Source organism: Psychroserpens jangbogonensis (assembly GCF_000797465.1).
In the GTDB taxonomy this organism is placed as follows: Bacteria; Bacteroidota; Bacteroidia; order Flavobacteriales; family Flavobacteriaceae; genus Psychroserpens; species Psychroserpens jangbogonensis.
Genome location: NZ_JSWG01000001.1, coordinates 167,725 through 187,950 on the forward strand (window position 1 = coordinate 167,725; position 20,226 = coordinate 187,950).

Consider the following 20,226-nt stretch of genomic DNA (forward strand, 5'->3'; position numbering starts at 1 on the left):
TTTTATATCGTGAATTTGTAAAAATAAATGTTATTTGCTTGAATGCAAAGGGTATTCTGTTATTAAATTTACAAATAATACTTTCTAATTGCCATATGAATCTTTAATTTTGGAAAAACATCAACCATGATAAACAAACAACACCTCATCAACAGATTTATAAGTTATGTTACTATAGATACAGAATCTGATCCAGAAAGCAAAACTACACCTAGTACAGTAAAACAATGGGATTTAGCTAACAAATTGGCGGAAGAACTTAAAAGCATTGGATTAAGTGATGTGACTATTGACGACAAAGCTTACATTATGGCTACTTTACCTAGTAATGTTGATCACGACGTACCAACTATTGGTTTTGTTTCCCATTTTGATACTTCACCAGATTTCACAGGAGCTAATGTAAAACCAAGAATTATTGAAGATTACGATGGAAAAGATATTACATTAAATGAAACTGAAAACATTATTCTGTCACCAGATTATTTTGAAGATTTATTACTCTATAAGGGAAACACCTTAATCGTTACTGATGGAACCACACTTTTGGGTGCAGATGATAAAGCAGGAATTACTGAAATTGTATCAGCTATGGAATACCTCATCCAGAATCCAGAAATCAAGCATGGTGAGATAAGAATTGGCTTTACTCCTGATGAAGAAATTGGTAGAGGCGCTCATCATTTTGATGTAGAAAAATTTGGAGCTGATTGGGCTTATACCATGGATGGTAGTCAAGTTGGAGAATTAGAATACGAAAATTTCAATGCTGCTGGTGCTAAAGTTCATATCAAAGGAAAAATTGTACATCCAGGTTATGCAAAAGGAAAAATGGTAAACTCGATGTACATCGCTACTGAGTTTATTAACTCCTTACCACGATTAGAAACTCCTGAACATACTGAAGGCTATCAAGGCTTTTTTCATCTTCATAGTATAGATGGGAAAGTAGATGAAACCACACTACAATACATTGTAAGAGATCACGATAAAGATCATTTTGAAGCACGTAAAGACATGCTACAAAAACTTGCAGACCACATCAATTCTGAATATGGTCGAGAAGTCATTACCTTAGATATTAAGGACCAATATTTCAATATGAAAGAAAAGGTTGAACCTGTGATGCATATTGTTGATATTGCTGAAGACGCTATGAAACAATTAGATATCGAACCTTTAATCAAACCCATTCGTGGTGGAACCGATGGTTCACAATTGAGTTATATGGGATTGCCTTGTCCAAATATTTTTGCTGGAGGACATAATTTTCATGGACGTTATGAGTATGTGCCTGTTGAAAGCATGATTAAAGCAACAGAAGTGATTTGTAAAATTGCCGAATTAACCGCAAAGAAGGCCTTAAACTAACAGTCTGAAAAAATGAAAAAAGCTAATTCAGTAGAAGAATACATTGAAAACAACTCCCATTTTGAAGAAGCTTTAGTTTTATTGAGAGACATTTTTAATACTACTGAATTAAATGAATCGGTTAAATGGAACACTCCTGTTTATGATTTAAATGGGAAAAATGTCGCGGGACTTGGTGCTTTCAAACATCATTTTGGGATTTGGTTTTTTAATGGTGTATTTCTAAAAGATGAGCAGAATCTATTAGTTAATGCCCAAGAGAATAAAACGAAAGCCTTACGTCAAATGCGTTTTGAACGGATTGATGATATTGATAAAAACATAGTGTTGGCTTATGTAAAAGAAGCAATCGAAAATCAAAAACTAGGAAAAGAAATAAAACCAGAGCGCAACACCAAAGCGCTAGTTATTCCTGAAGAATTAAATCAGATCCTAAAAACACAATCTAACGTAAACGACAGTTTTAATTCTTTAACATTAGGAAAACAAAGAGAATACTGTACTCATATTGCAGATGCTAAACGAGAAGCCACAAAACAAACCAGAATAGACAAGATTATCCCAATGATTTTAAAAGGTGTCGGATTGCATGATAAGTATAAGAATTGCTAGCGACCACACTATATTAAATATAAAAAGCTCCAAAAGAAATTTTGGAGCTTTTTATTTATAATTTGAAAACGTTATTTAGTAGTCACTGGAGCATTTAACTTCATACTCATTTCCATAGAAATAGCAGAACGTTCAAACTTAATTTTTCCAGCCATAGTTTCAATCACACAGCTATTGTCTTTATCATTTAAGTCAACAACTTTTCCGTGTAATCCACTTTTAGTAATCACCTTATCACCACGTTTTAACTCTGAAGCAAATTTCTTTTCTTGTTTAGAACGCTTCATTTGAGGCGCTATCATAAAGAAATAAACTACAGCAGCCATGGCTACAAAAGGAAGAAAATCCATCATAGGTATTAACGTTTTAGTTTACGGACTTGATTGCTGCTGAACCTGCTTTTTTAGCTGGTGCATTTGGATCTGGCTCAATAAACGCTTTAATTTTTACAATTTCTGAACCTTTTTCAGTGTTTGTTGTTAACGTAATACTTTTGCTTACTTGGTTGTTTCCTTTACCATTGAATTTTACTGTAAACTCAGCAGTTTCACCTGGAGCCAAAGGCTCTTTTTTCCAATCTGAAGGTACTGTACATCCACAAGTACTTTTGATATTACTTACAACTAAAGGTGAATCACCTGTATTTGTATAAGAGAATTTAGTTTCAACTGGAGTACCATTTACGATAGTTCCAAAATCATGCTCAGTTTCAACAAATGAAATTACTGGAAATTCACTAGATGCTGCATCTCTTTCTGCAGCTGCTGCTACATTATCTGAATTAATCTTACTTGTAGCATTCTCTTCTTTACAAGATGTAAAAGCTACCATACAAAGTGCACTTAATCCTAATATTACTTTTTTCATTACTATAATTTTAATTAAACTTTTTAAAATGTTTTTTTGTTCAAGGCGTTAAATGTAGTAATTATTTCATCGAATCAAAATTTTTTAGCATTTTTTTAGATGAAAAAAACAAACCTTAACACTAGCTTTTTAAAGGATTTATAGTAAGCCTCTACCTACTTTATTGAATTTATTTTCGGCTTTATAATCTTTAACAATTTTATCTAAAATACCGTTAATGAAATTACTACTTTTTGGAGTAGAATATTCTTTGGCAATTTCGAGATACTCATTAATTGTCACTTTAACTGGAATGGATGGAAATTTCTGAAATTCACAGATAGCCATTTGCATTAAGACAGTATCTATTTGTGTAATTCGTTCAGAATCCCAATTCTTAGTTTTGGAAGCTATTTCTGTACTGAAAGTACTTTGATTCAAAATAGTCTTTTTTAGCAAGTCCACACCAAAATCTCGGTCATCTTCATCCTTAAAGAGTTTTGGAAGGAAGTGTTTTTCTGATGTTGATGGCTTAAGCTTCTTGAAAAGCTTAAGTATACTTGTATTAACTACAGGAATATCATCTAGCCATGTCAGTTTTTTATCTTCAAAATAATCGTAGAGCTTATCGTTTGGCGCTATAATATCTTCAAATATGGAAATGATGAAGTTTTTATCTTCTTTGAATGTAGATACTGAAGTCGACATGTACTCTTTGTAAAGATCACTCTCATTAATGGCTTTAAATGTAATGTCTACGTATTCAAAATCAAGATACCAAGGATTTAGTTTACGATGTTCTAATTCTGCTTTTAGTGCTTCATTAGCGCTAAGCATCATCAAAACTTCATTCTTAAGAAATTTCAGATTTGGATTTTTTTCAGCTTGAGTCGCCAAAAACTTTTTCTGAGTCTTATTTTGATGATCTTCTGCCTTTTTATGAACCTCAATAATTAAAGACAATATGCTCAGATAGAGATCATACATACTGTTTAAACTATTATTAAGAAAGTTGTCACTTACTTTTAAATCTTCACTCTCGTTTCCTTTAAAAGCGTAGAGTGCTTGCATGACCTTAATACGTATATGTCTTCTATTTAACATGAAAAGAACTTTAAATAATAACGTTTAGTAATTATATGATGTTGACGCTATAAATAACGTGAGGCAAAAATACTATAATTTTAAGAGTTAGAACAATTATTTCCTTTGTTCTCTTTTACGTGTTTCAATACGTTCTTTAGCAATACTTAAAGCCGCAACATTAGCAGTAACTTGACTGTTTTTTGCTCTTTCTAAGATTTCTAAAGTTGTATTGTAGATGTTTTCAGTTTTACGAACAATCTCTTGCTTATCATAATTTTCCAATTCTGCATATACGTTTATAATTCCTCCAGCATTAATTAAAAAATCTGGAGCATAAACGATACCTCTCTCTTGCAATAGATTGCTATGCTTGTCTTCAATTGCTAATTGGTTATTAGCCGCTCCAGCAATTACCTGTGCTTTTAATTTGAAAATAGTATCATCATTAATAGTAGCTCCCAATGCACAAGGTGCATAAATATCCATGTCTTCAGAATAAATGTCTTGACCATTATAAATGGAAACATCATACTTAGATTTCACAATTTCTAGGCGCTCTTGATTAATATCTGCAATTGTTACATTCGCACCTTCATTAACCAAATGTTCTACAAGGGCTTCACCAACATGACCAATACCTTGAACAAATACTGATTTATCTTCTAAGACATCACTCCCAAATTTAAATTTCGCAGCTGCTTTCATTCCCATAAAAACACCGTAAGCTGTAATTGGAGATGGATTTCCAGCTCCTCCTTTACTTTCTGAAATACCTGTAACATAAGGAGTAACTTCACGTACCAAATCCATATCGGCAGTAGTCATACCAACATCTTCTGCAGTGATATACCTTCCGTTTAAAGAATGTACAAACTCTCCAAACTTTTTCATAAGTTCAGGCGTCTTTTGTGTTTTCGCATCACCAATAATAACGGCTTTACCTCCTCCAAGATTCAATCCTGTGATAGCTGATTTAAAGGTCATCCCACGAGACAATCTCAACACATCGTTAAGAGCTTCCCATTCGTTGTTATAATTCCACATTCTTGTACCTCCAAGTGCAGGTCCTAAAACTGTGTTATGAATACCAATTATTGCTTTTAAACCAGTATCTTTGTCGTTGCAAAAAACGATTTGCTCGTGATTATCAAAGGATAATTGCCCAAAAACCGGGTCTATTTTATGAAGTTCTTTAGAACTAATAACTTCTGATGTCATGTGTTTTTTATTTGAAAGCCATTTTGCAGTATATACAAAATAGCGTGCAAAAATAAATCAATATTAGAGTATTAACAAAAATATAGGTGTTAAATTATACATCTGTTAACAACTTGGCGCTCCATTTTTTCAATGAAGGAACTAAAACACATTAACAAATACTTTTACAAATACAGATATCGTCTTTTTTTAGGAGTTGCGATAACAATTATCGCTAAGATATTTGCGCTATTTACACCTAGACTTATTGGAAAGTCTATTACTTTAATTTCGAAAGCCCTAAAAAACGAAATTAGCATTGACGTTTTTAAGGAGGAGCTAGCAATCAATATCATTTATTTAATTGGAGCAGCGGTCATTGCTGGTTTATTCACATTTTTAATGCGTCAAACTCTTATTAATGTCTCTCGTTATATCGAGTTTGACTTAAAGAATGAAGTGTATCAACAATACCAACGTTTATCTCTCAATTTTTATAAATCGAATAGAACTGGAGATTTAATGAACAGGATTAGTGAAGATGTCACTAAAGTAAGAATGTATACAGGTCCAGCGATTATGTACACAGTTAATATGATTACTTTATTTATTGTAGCTTTAATTTATATGCTTAGTGTTTCTCCTAAACTGACACTGTATACAATGTTGCCCTTACCTTTTTTATCTTTTATTATATACAAATTAAGTACAGTCATAAACAAAAGGAGTACGATTGTTCAAGAGTATTTATCAAATTTATCAACCTATACTCAAGAATCATTTAGTGGTATTTCTATCATTAAAGCTTATGGTATTGAGGACGAAAACAATTTAGCATTTAACACGCTATCAGAAGAAAGCAAGCAAAAACAAATTGACCTCACAAAGGTTCAAGCCTTGTTTTTTCCTTCAATGATTTTCCTAATTGGGATCAGTAATGTTCTAGTTGCTTACATAGGAGGAATGCAGTATATAAATGGAGAAATTAAGGATATTGGTACAATTGCAGAGTTTTTGATTTATGTAAACATGCTAACTTGGCCAGTTGCTACAGTTGGTTGGGTGACCAATTTGGTACAACAAGCTGAGGCATCTCAAAAACGTATTAATGAATTTTTGAAACAAGAACCAGAAATTAAAAATAATACAACAGTGCAAACGGATATTGATGGTAATATAGATTTTAAAAATGTCACCTTTATTTATCCGGATACTAACATAAAAGCCTTGAACGCTATTTCATTTTCAATTAAAAAAGGCGAAACATTAGCGATTTTAGGCAAGACAGGCTCTGGGAAGTCTACTATTTTAGATCTTATCGGAAGACTATACGATGTACAAGATGGTAACATCACTATTGATGGAAAAATCATAAGTCAAGTCAACTTAAACAACTTAAGAGATAGTATAGGGTACGTGCCACAAGATGCTTTTTTGTTTTCAGATACCATTGAAAACAACATCATGTTTGGAAAAGAAGATGCTACTGAAGCCGAAGTTATTGAAGCTGCTAAAAATGCCTATGTACATAAAAACATTAAGAAATTCACAAACGGTTACAAAACAAAATTAGGTGAACGTGGCATTACACTTTCTGGCGGTCAAAAACAACGTATTTCAATAGCTAGAGCCTTAATTAAGGCTCCTAAAATCATGTTATTTGACGACTGTTTATCTGCCGTTGATACTGAGACTGAAGAGAAAATTTTGAGTAGCCTTAGAAAAGTGTCAGATGGAAAAACCACTATTATTGTTAGTCATCGTGTTTCTTCTGCAAAACACGCCGACAAGATTATTGTACTTGACGAAGGAAAAGTTGTTCAGAACGGAACACACGAACACTTAATTAATGTTGATGGCTACTACAAAGAGCTCTATTTAAAACAGCTTAGCTCAAAAGAATTATAATTATTTGTTGCTTACTATACTTTTTTTTTAGATTTTTGAAGCACTAACAACTCAAAAAATTAAAAATTAGCTATGAGTGATCACGGAATGATGGAGAAAGAAGAAATTTTCTCAAAAGTATTAAGAGCAGGAAGACGAACTTACTTCTTTGATGTAAGATCAACCAAAGCTGGCGATTACTACCTAACAATTACAGAAAGTAAAAAATTCACAAATGATGATGGATCTTTCCATTATAAAAAACACAAAATCTATCTCTACAAAGAAGATTTTAATGAATTTAATGAGATCCTAAAAGAGATGACAGATTATATCATTTCAGAAAAAGGTGATGAAGTTATAAGTGAAAGACATCAAAAAGATTTCAAAAAAGAAGATTATAACTCATCTAGTGATGATGCAGCTGAAGGCGGAGAATCTATGGATGATTCTAACTCTGATTCTGCAGATAAGTTTACAGATATCAATTTTGAAGACATATAGTCTACTCTTTTGTTAAAACACACTTAAACCGTTACTTTCTCGTAGCGGTTTTTTTTATTTTTATACGCTTATAACATCAATTACCTATTTTATGAGATTTATTCTATTCGTTCTCGCATTAAGTTGTTTTTCATTACATGCACAAACAACTACAGATTTATCCTATTACCTTCCTCAAAACACAACTTACAATTCTGAAATACCAACGCCTGAGTCTGTTATAGGTCATCAGGTAGGAGAATGGCATGTTACACATGATAAGTTAGTGCAATACATGCAAGTTTTGTCGAAGGCTTCAGATCGAATTAATATTGAAAACAGAGGTGTTACTTTTGAAGACAGACCACTACTTCTATTAACCATAACATCTCCAAAGAACCATTCTAATATTGAAAACATAAGAACGACACATATTGCCTCAACTGAAAGTAATACCGTTGATGTTGAAAATATGCCATTAGTAGTTTATCAAGGCTTTTCCATTCATGGTAACGAAGCTAGTGGTTCAAATGCTGCACTGCTTGTTGCTTATTATTTAGCTGCAGCAGAGAGTGACGATGTTAAAGACTTATTAGACAATACGGTTGTTTTATTTGATCCTTCTTATAATCCAGATGGCCTGCAACGTTTTGCGTATTGGGCCAACACTAATAAAAGTAAAAATTTAAATCCTGACCCAAACGATCGCGAATATGATGAAGTTTGGCCTGGAGGACGCACAAATCACTATTGGTTTGATATGAACAGAGATTGGTTGCCTGTGCAATTACCAGAATCTAGAGTACGCATTAAAAGCTTTCATAAATGGTTGCCTAATATTTTAACCGATCATCATGAAATGGGAACAAATTCTACTTTCTTTTTCCAACCAGGTATTCCCTCAAGAACACACCCTTTAACACCAAAACTAAATCAAGAACTCACAAAATCTATAGGAAATTATCATGCAAAAGCATTAGATAAAATAGGTTCTTTATACTATACTGAAGAAAATTTTGATGACTTTTATTATGGGAAAGGATCTACGTTTCCAGATATTAATGGTGGAATAGGGATTTTATTTGAACAAGGTAGTTCTAGAGGTCATATGCAAGAAAGTGTTAATGGAATACTAACCTTTCCATTTACGATTCGTAATCAGTTTACAGCTGCATTATCTACTTTAGAAGCAGGTAACAACATGCGTAAAACTATTTTGCAATACCAACATGATTTTTATAAAAATGCAAGAACAGAGGCAAGCAAAGAAAATGGAAAGGCAATTGTTTTTGGAGATGAAAAGGACGCTGCAAAAACGTTTCATTTAGCAGAAATTCTGAAGCGTCATAACATTGAGTTTCATGATATAAAAAATGATTTTAAAGCAAACGGAAAACAATTCAAAAAAGGACATAGTTATATCGTTCCAAAAAATCAAAAAAACAAAAGACTCATTGACGCCATGTTTGAAAAACGCACAACGTTTCAAGATAGTCTGTTTTATGATGTATCAGCTTGGACATTTCCTTTAGCTTTCGGTTTAGATTATGCTGAAAACATATCTACTACTAATGCAGGAACAAAAGTTGAAGACTTACAAATGAAAACTGGGTCTGTATCAGCAAAAAGCAACTATGCTTATCTTATGGAATGGCACGAGTATTATGCTCCAAAAGCATTAAACACCATTCTTGGTAGTGGATTAAGAGCAAAAGTTGGAAAGAATCAATTTACAACTAACGGTAAAACCTATGACTATGGAACCATCTTAATTCCAGTTCAAAATCAGAATAAATCTGCGGAAGAACTGTATAAATTTTTACAAAAGGTAGCCAAAGATAGCCACCTACAAATAGATGCAGTCGCAACTGGTTTAACTAAAGGTATAGACTTAGGAAGTAGTCAGTTTAGAGCCTTATCTCAACCAAAAGTAGCCATGATCGTTGGTGAAGGTATTAGAAGTTATGATGCTGGTGAAATTTGGCATGTATTTGATCAACGTTATGATATGCGAATCACCAAATTAGATACTAGAAACTTAAAACGGAATGATTTAAGTCGATACAATACCATTATAGTTCCAAGTGGTTCAATTGACAAATCTGCAACAGAGAACTTGAAAAAATGGGTTGAAAATGGAGGCACATTAATAGCTTACAGAAATGCTCTGAAATGGCTAAACAGTAATGAACTAATGAAATTAGAATTCAAAAAGACAGAGCTAATTGCTGAAAACATTTCATATGAAGAACGCGGAGATTTTAGAGGTGCTCAAGTTATTGGAGGTGCTATTTTTGAAGCAAAACAAGACCGATCTCATCCAATAAATTTTGGTTATAAAAATGATAAAATTGCGTTATTCAGAAACAATACATTGTTCCTAACTTCAGACAAACAAAGTTATAATAACCCAATTCAATACACCAAAAATCCACTATTGAGCGGTTATATTTCAAAACAAAATTCAGATAGTTTAGCGCTTACAGTTCCATTTAAAACAATTAAGTATAAATCTGGAAAAATAATAGCATTTACAGATAATACGAATTTTAGAGCATTCTGGTATGGCACAAATAAATTATTGATGAATGCCATCTTTTTCAGAAAAGAACTGTAGTGATTAAGATACTACACTACCGTTTTCAACACGATGTTCAGGATTTAAAAGTATCACATCTTTGCCATTAACTGCTCCAAGCACTAAGCATTCGCTCATGAATTTTGCAATTTGTTTTTTAGGAAAGTTAATCACAGCAACAATTTGTCGGTTGAGTAATTCTTCTTTATTATAAAGCGTAGTGATTTGAGCAGACGTCTTTTTTATTCCAAGTGTTCCAAAATCAATCGTTAGTTGATACGCTGGATTGCGAGCTTCGGGAAAATCATTGACGTCAATAATAGTTCCAATACGTAAATCAACTTTTGTGAAGTCTTCGAAAGTTATTATATTATCCATAATCTAAAAGTATAAAAAATATGGCACTTACACCATCAAATATGTTACCCTTAGGAACGACAGCTCCAGGATTCAACCTCATCAATACTATTAATAATTCGATGGTTTCATTAGGTGAGTCAAAAGGAATTAATGGCACTATGATTATGTTCATCTGTAATCACTGCCCTTTTGTAAAACATGTCAATGTCGAATTATCGAAATTAGCTAAAGACTATATATCTAAAGGTATTAATTGCATAGCAATCTCAAGTAATGACGTAGATAATTATCCTGAAGACGCGCCTGATAAAATGAAGGAAAATGCTAAGGAACAAGATTTTATATTTCCGTATTTACATGATGAAACACAAGATGTAGCCAAAGACTATGATGCAGCTTGTACTCCCGATTTTTATGTCTTTGATAAAGAATTAGAGCTCGTGTATCGTGGACAATTAGATAGCTCAAGGCCAGGAAATGGAATACCAGTTACAGGCGAAGACTTACGTTTTGCAATTGATGCCATGCTTAATAAACAATCACAGGTTTCAAATCAAAAACCAAGTATTGGTTGCAATATCAAATGGAAATAAAAGAACATCTCAAACTTATATGAAAAATAAATCCTATCAAATTAAATTGATAGGATTTATCTTATTTAGCAGTGTGATTAGATTAATTATTCTTGTTAATATTTTTATGTCTTATTGTTGTCTAAACTTAAAGTGAATAGGAATACTATATGGCATATTAACTGCTCTTCCACGTTGTTTACCAGGTGTCATTTTAGGCAATAGACTTATAATTCGTTCAGCTTCTTTTTCTAAAAGTTTATCGGGACCTCTACTTCTAATTTTTGTTACTCTTCCTGTCTTATCAATTACGAACAGTACATATACTTTACCATGCATTTCTAATTCAAGTGCTCTTTCTGGATAATTAAAGTTTTTATTAACGTGTTCCATCATTTTAGCCTGAAAACAATCTATTTGTTGTTGTCTAGTGCCACCTTCGCAACCAGGAAATACTGGAACATTTTCTATAACAGCAAATGGCACTTCAATATCTTCATCTACCTCTTCTACATCTACATCTTCTACATCAGCAACATATTCTTCTATAGCGTCATTTTGTCCAATCTCAGAACTCTCAATAATGGTTTCCTCAATCTCAACCTGATCTTCAACAACTTTAATATCATCTGGCACTAAAGCTGGTGGTGGAGGTGGTGGAGGTGGTGGTACATCTAAATTTACAATTGGAATATCTGCCTCAATCATATCGTCTACTTGCACAATATCTCTTGCAGTAATATCGCTCTCGTACGTTTTATGTTCAAACATCATATACGTGATCAATAACATCAAATTCAAGCCGACAGCAAAATAGAGACTGCTATTTCTGCCTACTTCTACCTCTGGGTTCTTTTTAACTTGCATAACTCTTAAATTTTATACTATGAAGTTACTGCAAGAAACCCAGAAAAAATATGACAAATATCATGTTGCCAGCATCTTCCAAAATTGATGTTACAAATTATCTAATTGATTGTCTTTTCCATCTTCACTTATCGTCCAGAAAAATCCAATAAAGAAAAACTGATCTGCTGCAGGTTGCAATGAACGTCTTGCAAAATTTCCATTAACATCTGGCGTATTTGCATATTGGTAACCATTTATATTTTTAAAGGCTAAAACATTGTTTACAGATGCATAAATAATCTTCTGCGGACTGATTAAATAGGCCCAATTTAAACTCACACTATTAAAGTTTTTTGTTTTCTCTCCTAGAAACTTATTTGTATTCGGATCTGTATAAGGTCTGCCAGATGCAAAAGTATAGGCAAAACCAACTTGGCTTTTCCAATCATCAATCCAGTACTTTGCTACTGCTGAAAAATTATGTGTGTTAGCAAAACTAGGTTGTGCTTGAGTTGGATAATTTTTGTAATCACGCTCTGTATCTAAATATGAGTAGCTAATCCAATAATCAGTATTTTTAATACTCTTATTATCTCTCCAGAAGATATCGAGCCCTTGAGCATATCCAGAACCTGAATTATCAAATTCAGTACTAAATCCTGAAAGTTCTGTATCAAATTTTACAAGATTATCATAATCTTTACGATATAGCTCAGCTCTAAATAGGCGTCCATCGTTTACATATTGATAATTCATAATGTAATGCTTTGTGTTTTGTGTCTCTACTTGCGAATTAAACTTTAATATTCCATTATTAGCATTTTGATAAAAATCACCATACGCAAGTGATAATTGTCCGTTTTTTGATGTTTTGTAGGCTACCGAAGCTCTTGGAGCGATATTAAATTCGTTTGAAAGCTCATAGTTGTCTGCCCTTACTCCTACTTTTAAAGCAAAATCTTTATTAAAGATGATATCAGACTCTACAAAAATCGCAGAATTATTATTTGTGAATCCATAGCTTTCCTTAAAATCATCAGACTTGACTGATTCATCAAAATCTGTGGTAAAATGTTCCAGTCCAAAACTAAGTTTAAACCTGCTACTAAAACGTTTTTTAAGCTTAACCTTTGCATGAGCAGAATTCTCACTATCATCAACATTAAGATTCTCATTAATACCAACATCTGTTCTAGCAATGGTATAACTCAATCCGGATTGTATAGACCAATTATTTCCTAAGATTCCTTGATATGATGCGTTCGTATAGAAGTTTCGGTTCTTTAAACTAAAACGCACACCATTTGGGTCGTTAATATCTTCTTGTATTAAATCAAAGTTAGAAGTATCAAAAGCTGCATAAAATTTAAGCATTCCTGTGTCAAACTTCTGACGAAATACAGCTTCCCCTTGAGCTCCTTCATAAGGTTCTTTCCAATCGTTTCTATCCGGAAACAAGGCAATATAAGGTGCAAGATTTATATATGAAGCGCTTACACTTAAAGACGTTTTTTCCCATTTTTCAGTATGTCCTAAACTTCCACCTACAGTCATAATACCAATATCTGTTTTTTCTTGGTCTGGTTCATCAATAGTGCTTAATAAAAGAACACTTGAAAGTGCGTTTCCAAATTCGGCAGAATAACCTCCTGTTGAAAAGGTAATCCCATCAAACAAGAATGGAGAATAACGACCACGAGTTGGAATATTGTTGGCAGTTGGTGAGTATGGTGTAAACACACGAATACCATCAATAAAAATTTGAGTTTCATCTGCATCTCCACCTCTAACAAATAATCGCCCATCTTCAGCAACGGTAGATGTGCCTGGCAAGGTTTGTAGTGCACCTACAAAATCGCCAATTGCGCTAGCTGTGGTTACCACGTCTAAAGGTTTTAAAACAGAAACCTTACTATTGTCATTAGCTTCAAATGTTCCTGCTGAGATTACAACAGTATCTAAGGCATTAACATCTTCTCTTAGTTTAACTTGAAGATTCTTTAGTGTTGAAACATCTCCTGCAATCGTTTTTGTTTCATAAGATAAATACGAAATGATTAATACTTGTGTGTTTGTTTCTGAAGTTTCAAATGAAAAATTTCCTTCATCGTTAGTTGTTGCGCCATCATAGGTTCCATCTAAATACACATTAGCTCCAATGATGGGTTGATTTTTATTATCGGTTACTTTTCCGCTAATGGTTGTTTGTGCTAATGATAGCGTCGTGATTAAGGCTGCTAAAATGAATGTTAATAGTTTCATGTTGTGGTTGTGTTTAATTGTTCGTTTTTAATTGATGGTACAAACTTGACGTATTTAGAAGATTTCTGAAATTCTAATTAACCGAATTGTTAATATTGAATGATGAATTGCATATTTTTACAAAAAAGGAAGAATTGATGCTCTCAAAGGTTGAACAAAAATTTAGCGGTATCTATGCCATTATTGTCATTATCGAATTGATATGTGGGAACTTTGCCGATTTAGAAACGATACATTATTTCACAAAGCCTTTAATTGTATTATCGTTACTAATATTTTTCTTTACTCAAAACCAGCTAATAAATAAAACTATAAAAACACTAATGGTTCTTGCTCTAGTGTTTTCGTTAATTGGTGATGTAGCTCTATTATTTGATGCCATTAACCCTAATTATTTCATAATAGGTTTGGCCTCTTTTTTACTAGCACATGTTATGTACGTACTCGTGTTTTTAAAACAAAGAAATAAAAATAAAAACCCTTTGGGCTTCATAATCTTGATGCTTGGGTATGCTGCACTCTTATTTTATGTTTTAAATGATGGACTGGGTGATTTATTAATCCCTGTAGTAGTTTATATGATAGTTATATTGAGCATGTCTACTTCTGCCTATCTTAGACAAAAGCTCAACAATACCATAAGTTACAATTGGGTTTTTATAGGTGCTATTTTATTTATGCTATCTGATAGCATTCTAGCCTTAGATAAGTTCTACCAACCGCTTCCTTTAAGCTCAATTAGTATAATGTTGACTTATGCCTTAGCTCAATATTGTATTGTTATTGGAATTTTAAAACATAACAAGCAAATGCGTTAAGGATGGAAACGGCATCCTTTTGGTAACAAAAGATACAGTGTACAGCCTGACCCAAATGGAACGCGAAAATTACTTTTTAAATGGTCTTATAATTAAACGTGCAGCTTTATCGAAGTTGATATAGTTATAGGTCCAATTAAAAAACACAATAGCTCGATTTCTAAAACCTACTAAAGACATTAAATGGATAAACATCCATATAAACCAAGCAAAAAAGCCTCCGAATTTGTAGTGCTTTAAATCGACCACTGCCTTATTTCTTCCAATGGTAGCCATTGAGCCTTTGTCCTTATAAGAAAAGGGCTGCATTGATTTTTTATTGATAAGCCTCGTTATGTTTTTACCTAACAGTTTACCTTGCTGAATTGCTGGTTGAGCGACTTGTGGATGACCATTAGGATAGTCATCGGTAGTCATCAATGCTATATCTCCTAAAGCAAAAATAGAATCATAGCCTTCGACTTGATTAAACCTGTTTACTTTATATCGATTGCTTCTTTCTATTAAAGTTTCAGCTTTTAAACCGTGAACTGGAGCTCCTGTAACACCAGCCGCCCAAATTAAGGTTTCTGATTGAAATTCAAGATCTGTGTTGGTTAAAACTTGTTTCCCATCATAATTCTTAACAAACGTATTGCAATGCACATTAACTCCTAATTCGACCAAAAATTTCTCAGCCTTTTTAGAAGCATGTTCACTCATTGGAGGCAATACTCGCTGAGCACCTTCAAGCAAATGAATCTGCATATCTTGAGTGTTTAAATCTCTATAATCTCTTGGAAGAATATTATTCTTAAGCTCTGCTATTGCTCCTGCAAGCTCAACTCCCGTTGGTCCACCTCCAACAATTACAAAGTTTAAAAAAGCTTCTCGTTCTTGTTTTGTATCTGCTATAGCTGCCTTTTCAAAATTTTGTAGAATAAGGCTTCTGATATCAAGTGCTTGAGGAACACTTTTCATTGGCATACTATGCGTTTCTATTGCATTGTTTCCGAAAAAATTTGTTTTTGTACCAGTGGCAATTACCAAATAATCAAACTCAAGATCACCTATCGAGGTTTTTATCAAATTATTTTCTGGTTGAATTTGTTCTACTTCTGCCAACCTGAAAAACGTTGTTTTATGTTTCTTAATTATTTTTCGCAACGGATAAGCAATTGAATCTGGTTCTAATCCTGAGCTAGAAACTTGGTATAATAGTGGTTGAAAGGTGTGATAATTGTGTTTGTCGATTAATACGACCTGAACACTTTTATTTGCCAAAGTTTTTACAAGTTTAACGCCTGCAAATCCGCCTCCTACTATAACAACTCGAGGTAAAGTTGATTTTGGAATATTCATGATTTTTATTAAAACAATCCTTACAAAGATACTGTTTCGGCAATCTAAAATCTTATTTTTGAAATATTACTTAGCACATATTGTAACATTTTAAAAAGTATAACTACTTATAGGTAACTAACCGATAAAAATTTGGATAAAGCACTAGAACATAGTTTTGTTGAATTACTCGAAAAACATCAAAACATTGTGCATAAAGTCTGCAGATTATACACCAATAATCAAGACGCGCATAATGATTTGTTTCAAGAGATAACTATACAGTTATGGAAAGCTTATCCTAAGTTTCGAGGTGATGCAAAGTTTAGTACTTGGATGTATCGTGTTGGTTTAAATACTGCAATAACACTCTACCGAAAGTCTAAACGGAGCATAAAAACTCAGGAGTTTGAAAGTGTTCAATTTAAAATAAAATCTGAGCCTTACGACGATACTGAAGAACAGCAATTAAAACAATTGTATAAAGGCGTGCATCAACTTAATGACATTGAAAAAGCATTGGTGTTTTTATATCTCGAAGATAAAAATTATAGTGAAATTAGCGAAACACTAGGTATTACTGAAGTTAATGCTCGTGTAAAAATGAACAGGGTTAAGAAAAAATTAAGAACAATATTAAATCCGTAAAACTATGGATGAATTAGAATTATTAAAAAAAGACTGGAAAAAGGAAGACAAAGTATATCCTAAACTATCATATAATGAAATTTATAATATGATACTTAGTAAATCGTCTTCTATTGTCAAATGGATATTTATAATAAGTATGCTAGAATTTGTGTTTTGGCTATTTATTTCCTTTGGCTTAAAAGCTTCAGGATTTAATTTAGAATTAGATGGTATGGAACAAAATTTTGGTTTTATTGCCATATCCATTTTCTCTTATGCGATTTTAGCCTACTTCTTCTACAGGTTTTATACAAACTACAAAACTATAAACACAACAGACAGTGCAAAAACACTTATGGAAAACATCTTAAAAACAAGACGTACCGTAAAACAATATGTATTTTTTAACCTTTTTGTATTGGTTGTAGGTGTAGCTTATATGATGCCTTACGCCATTAAGCAAGACGAAAGTTCTAGAGCTCTTCTTGAAACTGCCCAAGCCAATGGCGAATTATTTAAATACTACGCAGGAATAGCCATAGTAACCATTATCGGGTTGGCAATAGCTATAAGTGTCTTATTATTATTTTATTGGCTTATCTATGGAATTCTATTAAAACGATTAAATAGAAATTACTACGAATTAAAAAAACTTGAAGTTGAATAATGGCCGTTGTTACCTTCAATATTGATAAAAACGCCATAAGTTACCATGTAAATTAGTTAGGAATTGAGACTGTAAAAGTTAATGACATTCAAGTTTCAAAAAAATTATCCTTACCAAAAAGGAAACATAAATTCAATCTTGAGGTCGTTGGTAAAAATGAAACGTTTTATATAACATCAAAACAACTGTTTTCTTCGGGATACATTACAGCTCAATTATTCCATAATGATGTGCTTATTGACGAAAAGATTTTAGAATTCAATTTCCCTATTATTAAAGATGACTCTAAGAATACTGAGAATTCTACATTTATGATGGGCATGATATTCATCATTTTTTCCTTAGTCTTTGACTGGTCTAAATTTTTCTTATTTATTGGATTGATTTTCGTCTTTGATTCTGTATCAAGAACCAAGGTAAAAACAAATAACTCTGAAGATAATAACTTAAAAAGCAACGACTAATTACCAGTCCCTAAGCTCTCTATTCAATCGTTCTTTTTCCATAAGATCTTCCTGTGGAATCACTTTTAAAAACGAAGGATGTTGCTCAATAGCATACTCGATTTTCTCAACAATATCAGCTATACTTTCGTTTTCGTAATCGATTTTTAAAGGCTCTTTCACTTCAAAAGATTGATACACATTTTTCTTTTTAACACGAAGTCCTTTTTTATCGAATGAACGTCTAAAACCATCTATAACGATTGGAACTACAATAGGCTTATATTGTTTTATAATATGTGCTGTTCCCTTACGAATAGGTTTAAACGGAGTTGTTGTTCCTTGCGGAAAAGTGATAACCCAACCATCATCTAATGCTGTTTTTATACTAGTAATGTCGCTCATTTTCACTTGTCTATTCACATTTTGTCCTTGAGAACGCCAAGTACGTTCAATACTAATAGAACCTGTATACGCAAATATTTTAGGTAGCAACCCTGATTTCATGGTTTCTTTAGCTGCAACATAGTACAAATTCAATTTAGGATTCCATAGATATCCAACATTTTTAATACTATCTAATCGTCCGCTAAGACTTGCATTAAACACATGAAACATTGCAAATACATCTGCAAAATAGGTTTGGTGATTTGAAATAAAAAGAACATTTGTCTCTGGTAAGTTTTTTAAAATATCTGTACCTTCAATATTAAGTTCATTAAAGCCTCTAAATCTACGGTGTGTTAATACACCTAAGATTCGAATTAGCCATTTTTTCAAAAAAAGTATATGCCCAAAAGGGTTTCTTTTAAATAATCCCATTAAATGTTAGTTGTTAAGCGGAAAAACAAACTTACAAAATCTACTAGCTACAACACTCTTTTTAACAAGTCTTTTACTTCACTTAGCATCATTGCGGTTGCTCCCCAAACTATATGACCATTAAGTTTAAATGCTGGAACCTCAACGTTTACTTTAGAAGAATTAGGCACAGAGGTTTGAATCACAGTTGTTTCGTCTAAAAAATGATTAAGAGGAACTTCAATTAGGTCTTCTACCTCATCGTCTTGTTTGATAAAATTTGGTGTGTTTTGAGTGACACCAAAAAATGGATGAACCGTAAAATTACTTGGCGGAATATACATTGGTGTCATTCTCTTTAATACATTAACGGTATCCATTGGAACTCCGACTTCTTCGTAAGTTTCTCTTAAAGCCGTAATTTGCAAATCTGAATCATCCTCTTCCGGTTTGCCACCAGGAAATCCTACTTGAGCAGAATGCACTCCTTTATATGTTTTTCTTAAAATCAATATCAAATGTGTTTCATTATGCCTATTGGGATAAAACATAGCTAAAACCGCAGCTTGTTTAGCTGTTTTCATCAATGCTCTGTTGTGCTCCATAAGATCTAAACGATATGGAGGCGACATTTTAATCTGAGAAGCTTCTCCCGGAAGCTCTAGATTTTTTATTTTTGGTACTGATTTTAAAAATATATTGAAATCCATCTTATAATTATGACGAGACTATTTTTTATACTGGTATGTGTTTGTTTAATGAATTGTGAAGATAAGCAATCTCGTAAGAAAACAAATACAACAGTTTTAGATTCAATAGTTGTTTCTCAAAAAATTAAACCTACCAAATCAAAAGACCCATTACCAGAAACTCCAGAACGAAGATATCCTCTTCTGACCGAAAAAAATGCCATGGAGTTTTTTCTTCAGTATGATACATTACATAAAGAGAATAAAGTCCGACTTGTTACAGACTATGGAAATATTGACATTTTGTTATTTAACGAAACTAAATTCCATCGTGCAAATTTCATCTATTTAACCAAACAAGGGTATTTTAATGATACGCAATTCTATCGTGTTATCGAAAATTACATCGTACAAGGTGGTAGTACAGACGATAGAGATGTCATGCAAAAACGAAAAGTCATCGGCAAATATTTATTGCCTACAGATACAAAACGTGGTTTCAAACATGATAGAGGTGTCATTTCTATGCCAAGTAGCGAAATTGATAATCCCCATAAATTAGCATCACCTTACGAATTTTTTATCACCTTAAGAGATGTATATCAGCTAGATGGCGACTATACCATTTTCGGAAAAGTGATAAGCGGACTAGACGTAGCCGACAAAATTGCCAATGTAGACACTGATGATGGAGATTGGCCATTACAAAATGTTTATATCAGACGTGTTGAAATCCTAGAGTAATTCATTACAAT

At 32.8% G+C, this 20,226-nt stretch carries 21 protein-coding genes; 11 read left to right on the forward strand and 10 right to left on the reverse strand.

Annotated features, from left to right (window positions below; all coding sequences use genetic code 11):
- Positions 1-126: 126 nt before the first annotated feature.
- Complete coding sequence (gene pepT / locus RH81_RS00805) at positions 127-1,371, forward strand: peptidase T (RefSeq protein WP_033956283.1); 1,245 nt, start codon at positions 127-129, stop codon at positions 1,369-1,371.
- A gap of 12 nt (positions 1,372-1,383) precedes the next feature.
- The gene (locus RH81_RS00810; protein ID WP_033956284.1) at positions 1,384-1,983 is read left to right on the forward strand and encodes a YdeI/OmpD-associated family protein; all 600 of its coding nucleotides are present in this window, start codon (positions 1,384-1,386) and stop codon (positions 1,981-1,983) included.
- Between the two features lie 71 nt (positions 1,984-2,054).
- Here RH81_RS00810 and yajC read toward each other — a convergent pair whose 3' ends face one another.
- From yajC to RH81_RS00830, 4 genes are all read right to left on the reverse strand, one after another.
- A complete protein-coding gene (yajC, locus tag RH81_RS00815) occupies positions 2,055-2,336 on the reverse strand; it encodes a preprotein translocase subunit YajC (protein ID WP_152604758.1) in 282 nt (93 codons plus the stop codon).
- A 13-nt stretch (positions 2,337-2,349) separates the two neighbouring features.
- Complete coding sequence (locus RH81_RS00820; RefSeq protein WP_033956286.1) at positions 2,350-2,850, reverse strand: DUF1573 domain-containing protein; 501 nt, start codon at positions 2,848-2,850, stop codon at positions 2,350-2,352.
- A 138-nt stretch (positions 2,851-2,988) separates the two neighbouring features.
- Entirely contained in the window at positions 2,989-3,933 is a 945-nt protein-coding gene (gene nusB, locus RH81_RS00825; protein ID WP_173424361.1) for a transcription antitermination factor NusB, read from the reverse strand.
- A gap of 96 nt (positions 3,934-4,029) precedes the next feature.
- Positions 4,030-5,133, reverse strand: coding sequence for a Glu/Leu/Phe/Val family dehydrogenase (locus RH81_RS00830; RefSeq protein ID WP_033956289.1), 1,104 nt, complete (start codon positions 5,131-5,133; stop codon positions 4,030-4,032).
- Between the two features lie 132 nt (positions 5,134-5,265).
- On the opposite strand from RH81_RS00830, the gene RH81_RS00835 reads away from it, so the two are divergent.
- The 3 genes from RH81_RS00835 to RH81_RS00845 all read left to right on the forward strand — a co-directional run bounded on the left by RH81_RS00835 (position 5,266) and on the right by RH81_RS00845 (position 10,099).
- On the forward strand, positions 5,266-7,020 hold the full coding sequence (locus RH81_RS00835) for an ABC transporter ATP-binding protein (protein WP_033956290.1): 1,755 nt from the start codon (positions 5,266-5,268) through the stop codon (positions 7,018-7,020).
- 72 nt (positions 7,021-7,092) lie between these two features.
- Entirely contained in the window at positions 7,093-7,503 is a 411-nt protein-coding gene (locus RH81_RS00840; RefSeq protein ID WP_033956291.1) for a PUR family DNA/RNA-binding protein, read from the forward strand.
- 91 nt (positions 7,504-7,594) lie between these two features.
- A complete protein-coding gene (locus tag RH81_RS00845) occupies positions 7,595-10,099 on the forward strand; it encodes a M14 family metallopeptidase (protein ID WP_033956292.1) in 2,505 nt (834 codons plus the stop codon).
- Positions 10,100-10,102: 3 nt separating this feature from the next.
- Here RH81_RS00845 and RH81_RS00850 read toward each other — a convergent pair whose 3' ends face one another.
- Positions 10,103-10,438, reverse strand: coding sequence for a tRNA-binding protein (locus RH81_RS00850; protein WP_033956294.1), 336 nt, complete (start codon positions 10,436-10,438; stop codon positions 10,103-10,105).
- Between the two features lie 20 nt (positions 10,439-10,458).
- On the opposite strand from RH81_RS00850, the gene RH81_RS00855 reads away from it, so the two are divergent.
- On the forward strand, positions 10,459-11,013 hold the full coding sequence (locus tag RH81_RS00855) for a thioredoxin family protein (protein WP_033956297.1): 555 nt from the start codon (positions 10,459-10,461) through the stop codon (positions 11,011-11,013).
- A 111-nt stretch (positions 11,014-11,124) separates the two neighbouring features.
- Here RH81_RS00855 and RH81_RS00860 read toward each other — a convergent pair whose 3' ends face one another.
- Together RH81_RS00860 and RH81_RS00865 are read right to left on the reverse strand one after the other, a co-directional pair.
- Positions 11,125-11,859, reverse strand: coding sequence for an energy transducer TonB (locus RH81_RS00860; RefSeq protein ID WP_033956300.1), 735 nt, complete (start codon positions 11,857-11,859; stop codon positions 11,125-11,127).
- Positions 11,860-11,949: 90 nt separating this feature from the next.
- Positions 11,950-14,103, reverse strand: a complete 2,154-nt coding sequence (locus tag RH81_RS00865) for a TonB-dependent receptor (RefSeq protein WP_033956303.1) — start codon at positions 14,101-14,103, stop codon at positions 11,950-11,952.
- A 137-nt stretch (positions 14,104-14,240) separates the two neighbouring features.
- Here RH81_RS00865 and RH81_RS00870 point away from each other — a divergent pair, with 137 nt between their 5' ends.
- Complete coding sequence (locus RH81_RS00870; protein ID WP_033956306.1) at positions 14,241-14,921, forward strand: lysoplasmalogenase; 681 nt, start codon at positions 14,241-14,243, stop codon at positions 14,919-14,921.
- A 69-nt stretch (positions 14,922-14,990) separates the two neighbouring features.
- Here RH81_RS00870 and RH81_RS00875 read toward each other — a convergent pair whose 3' ends face one another.
- On the reverse strand, positions 14,991-16,262 hold the full coding sequence (locus RH81_RS00875) for an NAD(P)/FAD-dependent oxidoreductase (RefSeq protein WP_033956309.1): 1,272 nt from the start codon (positions 16,260-16,262) through the stop codon (positions 14,991-14,993).
- Between the two features lie 132 nt (positions 16,263-16,394).
- Here RH81_RS00875 and RH81_RS00880 point away from each other — a divergent pair, with 132 nt between their 5' ends.
- From RH81_RS00880 to RH81_RS16960, 3 genes are all read left to right on the forward strand, one after another.
- Entirely contained in the window at positions 16,395-16,889 is a 495-nt protein-coding gene (locus tag RH81_RS00880) for an RNA polymerase sigma factor (protein WP_033956312.1), read from the forward strand.
- A 4-nt stretch (positions 16,890-16,893) separates the two neighbouring features.
- Entirely contained in the window at positions 16,894-17,538 is a 645-nt protein-coding gene (locus RH81_RS00885) for a hypothetical protein (RefSeq protein WP_033956314.1), read from the forward strand.
- Between the two features lie 230 nt (positions 17,539-17,768).
- Entirely contained in the window at positions 17,769-18,002 is a 234-nt protein-coding gene (locus RH81_RS16960) for a hypothetical protein (protein ID WP_033956316.1), read from the forward strand.
- Here the strand turns inward: RH81_RS16960 and RH81_RS00895 are convergent, their stop codons facing one another.
- Positions 18,003-18,803 carry a lysophospholipid acyltransferase family protein gene (locus RH81_RS00895; protein WP_033956318.1) on the reverse strand — a complete coding sequence of 267 codons (801 nt, stop codon included), beginning with the start codon at positions 18,801-18,803 and terminating at the stop codon, positions 18,003-18,005.
- A gap of 47 nt (positions 18,804-18,850) precedes the next feature.
- The gene (locus RH81_RS00900) at positions 18,851-19,492 is read right to left on the reverse strand and encodes an NUDIX hydrolase (protein ID WP_033956320.1); all 642 of its coding nucleotides are present in this window, start codon (positions 19,490-19,492) and stop codon (positions 18,851-18,853) included.
- Between the two features lie 48 nt (positions 19,493-19,540).
- On the opposite strand from RH81_RS00900, the gene RH81_RS00905 reads away from it, so the two are divergent.
- Positions 19,541-20,215, forward strand: coding sequence for a peptidylprolyl isomerase (locus RH81_RS00905; RefSeq protein ID WP_241478941.1), 675 nt, complete (start codon positions 19,541-19,543; stop codon positions 20,213-20,215).
- Positions 20,216-20,226: the final 11 nt, after the last annotated feature.

Excerpts from the sequence above, each read along its gene's own strand:
- RH81_RS00855 (WP_033956297.1), top strand. The coding sequence starts at position 10,459 with ATGGCACTTACACCATCAAATATGTTACCCTTAGGAACGACAGCTCCA.
- RH81_RS00820 (WP_033956286.1), bottom strand. The coding sequence starts at position 2,850 with ATGAAAAAAGTAATATTAGGATTAAGTGCACTTTGTATGGTAGCTTTT.
- RH81_RS00840 (WP_033956291.1), top strand. The coding sequence starts at position 7,093 with ATGAGTGATCACGGAATGATGGAGAAAGAAGAAATTTTCTCAAAAGTA.
- yajC (WP_152604758.1), bottom strand. The coding sequence starts at position 2,336 with ATGATGGATTTTCTTCCTTTTGTAGCCATGGCTGCTGTAGTTTATTTC.
- RH81_RS00900 (WP_033956320.1), bottom strand. The coding sequence starts at position 19,492 with ATGGATTTCAATATATTTTTAAAATCAGTACCAAAAATAAAAAATCTA.
- RH81_RS00905 (WP_241478941.1), top strand. The coding sequence starts at position 19,541 with ATGAATTGTGAAGATAAGCAATCTCGTAAGAAAACAAATACAACAGTT.
- RH81_RS00895 (WP_033956318.1), bottom strand. The coding sequence starts at position 18,803 with ATGGGATTATTTAAAAGAAACCCTTTTGGGCATATACTTTTTTTGAAA.
- RH81_RS00830 (WP_033956289.1), bottom strand. The coding sequence starts at position 5,133 with ATGACATCAGAAGTTATTAGTTCTAAAGAACTTCATAAAATAGACCCG.
- RH81_RS00845 (WP_033956292.1), top strand. The coding sequence starts at position 7,595 with ATGAGATTTATTCTATTCGTTCTCGCATTAAGTTGTTTTTCATTACAT.
- RH81_RS00850 (WP_033956294.1), bottom strand. The coding sequence starts at position 10,438 with ATGGATAATATAATAACTTTCGAAGACTTCACAAAAGTTGATTTACGT.
- RH81_RS00870 (WP_033956306.1), top strand. The coding sequence starts at position 14,241 with ATGCTCTCAAAGGTTGAACAAAAATTTAGCGGTATCTATGCCATTATT.
- RH81_RS00875 (WP_033956309.1), bottom strand. The coding sequence starts at position 16,262 with ATGAATATTCCAAAATCAACTTTACCTCGAGTTGTTATAGTAGGAGGC.
- pepT (WP_033956283.1), top strand. The coding sequence starts at position 127 with ATGATAAACAAACAACACCTCATCAACAGATTTATAAGTTATGTTACT.
- RH81_RS00835 (WP_033956290.1), top strand. The coding sequence starts at position 5,266 with ATGAAGGAACTAAAACACATTAACAAATACTTTTACAAATACAGATAT.
- RH81_RS00810 (WP_033956284.1), top strand. The coding sequence starts at position 1,384 with ATGAAAAAAGCTAATTCAGTAGAAGAATACATTGAAAACAACTCCCAT.
- RH81_RS00865 (WP_033956303.1), bottom strand. The coding sequence starts at position 14,103 with ATGAAACTATTAACATTCATTTTAGCAGCCTTAATCACGACGCTATCA.
- nusB (WP_173424361.1), bottom strand. The coding sequence starts at position 3,933 with ATGTTAAATAGAAGACATATACGTATTAAGGTCATGCAAGCACTCTAC.
- RH81_RS00860 (WP_033956300.1), bottom strand. The coding sequence starts at position 11,859 with ATGCAAGTTAAAAAGAACCCAGAGGTAGAAGTAGGCAGAAATAGCAGT.
- RH81_RS00885 (WP_033956314.1), top strand. The coding sequence starts at position 16,894 with ATGGATGAATTAGAATTATTAAAAAAAGACTGGAAAAAGGAAGACAAA.